4 protein-coding genes are annotated in these 2,015 nt (G+C 70.5%); all 4 read left to right on the plus strand.

The window, feature by feature from the left end; genetic code table 11:
• On the plus strand, window positions 1-617 hold a 617-nt coding region (locus BKN37_RS26980), incomplete at its 5' end, for a phosphotransferase family protein (RefSeq protein ID WP_131823722.1).
• Window positions 614-958, plus strand: coding sequence for a DUF6285 domain-containing protein (locus BKN37_RS26985; protein ID WP_071030352.1), 345 nt, complete (start codon window positions 614-616; stop codon window positions 956-958). The genes BKN37_RS26980 and BKN37_RS26985, both read left to right, overlap by 4 nt.
• A 9-nt stretch (window positions 959-967) precedes the next feature.
• Window positions 968-1,384 carry a nuclear transport factor 2-like protein gene (locus BKN37_RS26990; RefSeq protein ID WP_071030354.1) on the plus strand — a complete coding sequence of 139 codons (417 nt, stop codon included), beginning with the start codon at window positions 968-970 and terminating at the stop codon, window positions 1,382-1,384.
• Window positions 1,385-1,402: 18 nt separating this feature from the next.
• Window positions 1,403-1,936 (plus strand): YceI family protein, encoded by a 534-nt coding sequence (locus tag BKN37_RS26995; RefSeq protein WP_071030356.1) that lies wholly within the window; start codon window positions 1,403-1,405, stop codon window positions 1,934-1,936.
• Window positions 1,937-2,015: the final 79 nt, after the last annotated feature.

The raw sequence follows: 2,015 nt of genomic DNA on the forward strand, positions 1-2,015 counted from the left end.
ACCAGGATGCGCGGGACGGGCTGCTGCGGCAGTGCGCGCGGGCCCTGGCCGCGATCCACCGCGCCGAGGCCTGCGCGGGTCTGCCGATGGAGGATCAGCTCGACGCCTGGCGAGACCGCCTCGACGCGATGGGCGACACCACCGCGACCTTCGAATGGGCGTTTCGCTGGCTGGCCGCGCACCGCCCGCCCCCGTCCCCGCCGCGCCTGGTGCACGGCGACTACCGGATGGGCAACCTCATCATCGACGGCCACGATCTGGCGGCCGTGCTGGACTGGGAACTGGTGCATGAGGGCGACCCGCACGAGGACCTGGCCTGGTTCTGCATCCGGGCCTGGCGGTTCGGGGCGCCGGCCGACCGCGGTGCCGGCGGCCTGGGCAGCGTCGAGGACTTCCTGGCCGCCTACGAGCAGGCCAGCGCGACAACCGTCGACCGGTCGGTGTTTCACTGGTGGCTGGTGCTGGCCACGTTGCGCTGGGGGGTCATCTGCCGCTACCAGGCCGAGCGCCACCTGAGCGGGCAGACCCGGTCGGTGGAGTTGGCGACGATCGGTCGCCGGGTCTGCGAGACCGAATGGGATCTGCTGCAGCTGCTGGAGGAAGGCGGCCCGAGATGACCGGTCAGCGCTGGGTGCACGGCCGGCCGACCGCGGCCGAGCTGGTGGCGGCGGCCGCCGAATTCCTGGAGACCGATGTCCGCCAAGCGACCGAGGGGCAGGTCAACTTCCACGCGCGGGTGGCCGCCAACGCGCTGCGCATCGTGGAACGGGAGCTGCTGCAGCCCGAGGACTCCCCGACCCGCGCCGCGCTGGCCGACCTGGGCTTCGCCGACGAGGCCGCCCTGGCCGCCGCCATCCGGGCCGGCGACCTCGATGAGCGCGCCGACGCCGTCACCGCCTGTCTGCGCAGCCTGGTGCGGCAGCGGTTAGCGGTGGCCCATCCCGGCTACGACATTTAGGAGCGGTCCATGTCCACCGTCAACGCACAGGCCATCATCGACGTCGCCGACCACCTGTTCACCGCGATCGAGCAAAGTGACCTGGGGATCCTCAACGAGGTCTTCGACCGGGACGTGGCGGTGTGGCGCAGCGGCGCCAGCGGCGACGACGACAAGGAACACGCGCTGCGGGTGCTGGCCTGGTTCATCAACCGGACCACCGACCGGCGCTACCAGATCTTCGACCGGCAGGTCTTCGCCAGTGACCCCGCGGACGGCTTCGTCGGCGGGTTCGTCCAGCAGCACATCCTGCACGCCACCCGCACCAGCACCGGCGAAGCGCTGGCCCTGCGGGTCTGCCTGGTCGCCAAATTCGGGGCAAACTACCTAATCAGTCGCATCGATGAGTATTTCGACCCGGCCGACCTGGCTCCGCTGCTCAACTAGATACACGGGAGGGTGCTTATGACCACGCTGGAGACGCTGCTCAACGACCCGGACACCGCCGGGGTGTGGAACCTGGTTCCGGATCGCTCGGCATTCACCTTCAGCACCCGCACGATGTGGGGCCTGTGGAACGTCAAAGGCCGGTTCGGCGAGGTCAGCGGCGACGCCCAAATCACCGGCAAAGGCGCGGTGTTCGGCCGCATCGACATCCAGGCCGCATCGCTGCGCACCGGCATCCGCAGACGTGACGACCACCTGCGCTCGGCCGATTTCTTCGACGTCGAGCGGTTCCCCGAGATCAGCGTCGCGGTCACCGCGGTCGAACCCGGACCCGGCAACGCCGCCGAGCTGGGAGCCCGGGTCGCGATCAGGGGCGCCACCCACGAACTTCCGCTGCCGGTCACGGTGGTCACCCTCGACGACGGCTCGGTTCGGGTCTCCACCAAGACCAAGCTCCAGCGGGCCCGGTTCGGCCTGGACTGGAACAAGTTCGGCGTGGTCGGCAAGACGACCACGGTGGCCGCCGAGGCCGTGTTCGAGCGAGCGCCCTAGCAACCCAACAGCGTCTCGGCCGCCGCGATGCGCTGCACCAGCACCTCGGGGTCGGGCCGCAGCCCGGGGCGGGGGGGGG

The organism is Mycobacterium talmoniae (assembly GCF_001854525.1).
GTDB lineage: Bacteria > Actinomycetota > Actinomycetes > Mycobacteriales > Mycobacteriaceae > Mycobacterium > Mycobacterium talmoniae.

Excerpts from the sequence above, each read along its gene's own strand:
- BKN37_RS26985 (WP_071030352.1), top strand. The coding sequence starts at position 614 with ATGACCGGTCAGCGCTGGGTGCACGGCCGGCCGACCGCGGCCGAGCTG.
- BKN37_RS26990 (WP_071030354.1), top strand. The coding sequence starts at position 968 with ATGTCCACCGTCAACGCACAGGCCATCATCGACGTCGCCGACCACCTG.
- BKN37_RS26995 (WP_071030356.1), top strand. The coding sequence starts at position 1,403 with ATGACCACGCTGGAGACGCTGCTCAACGACCCGGACACCGCCGGGGTG.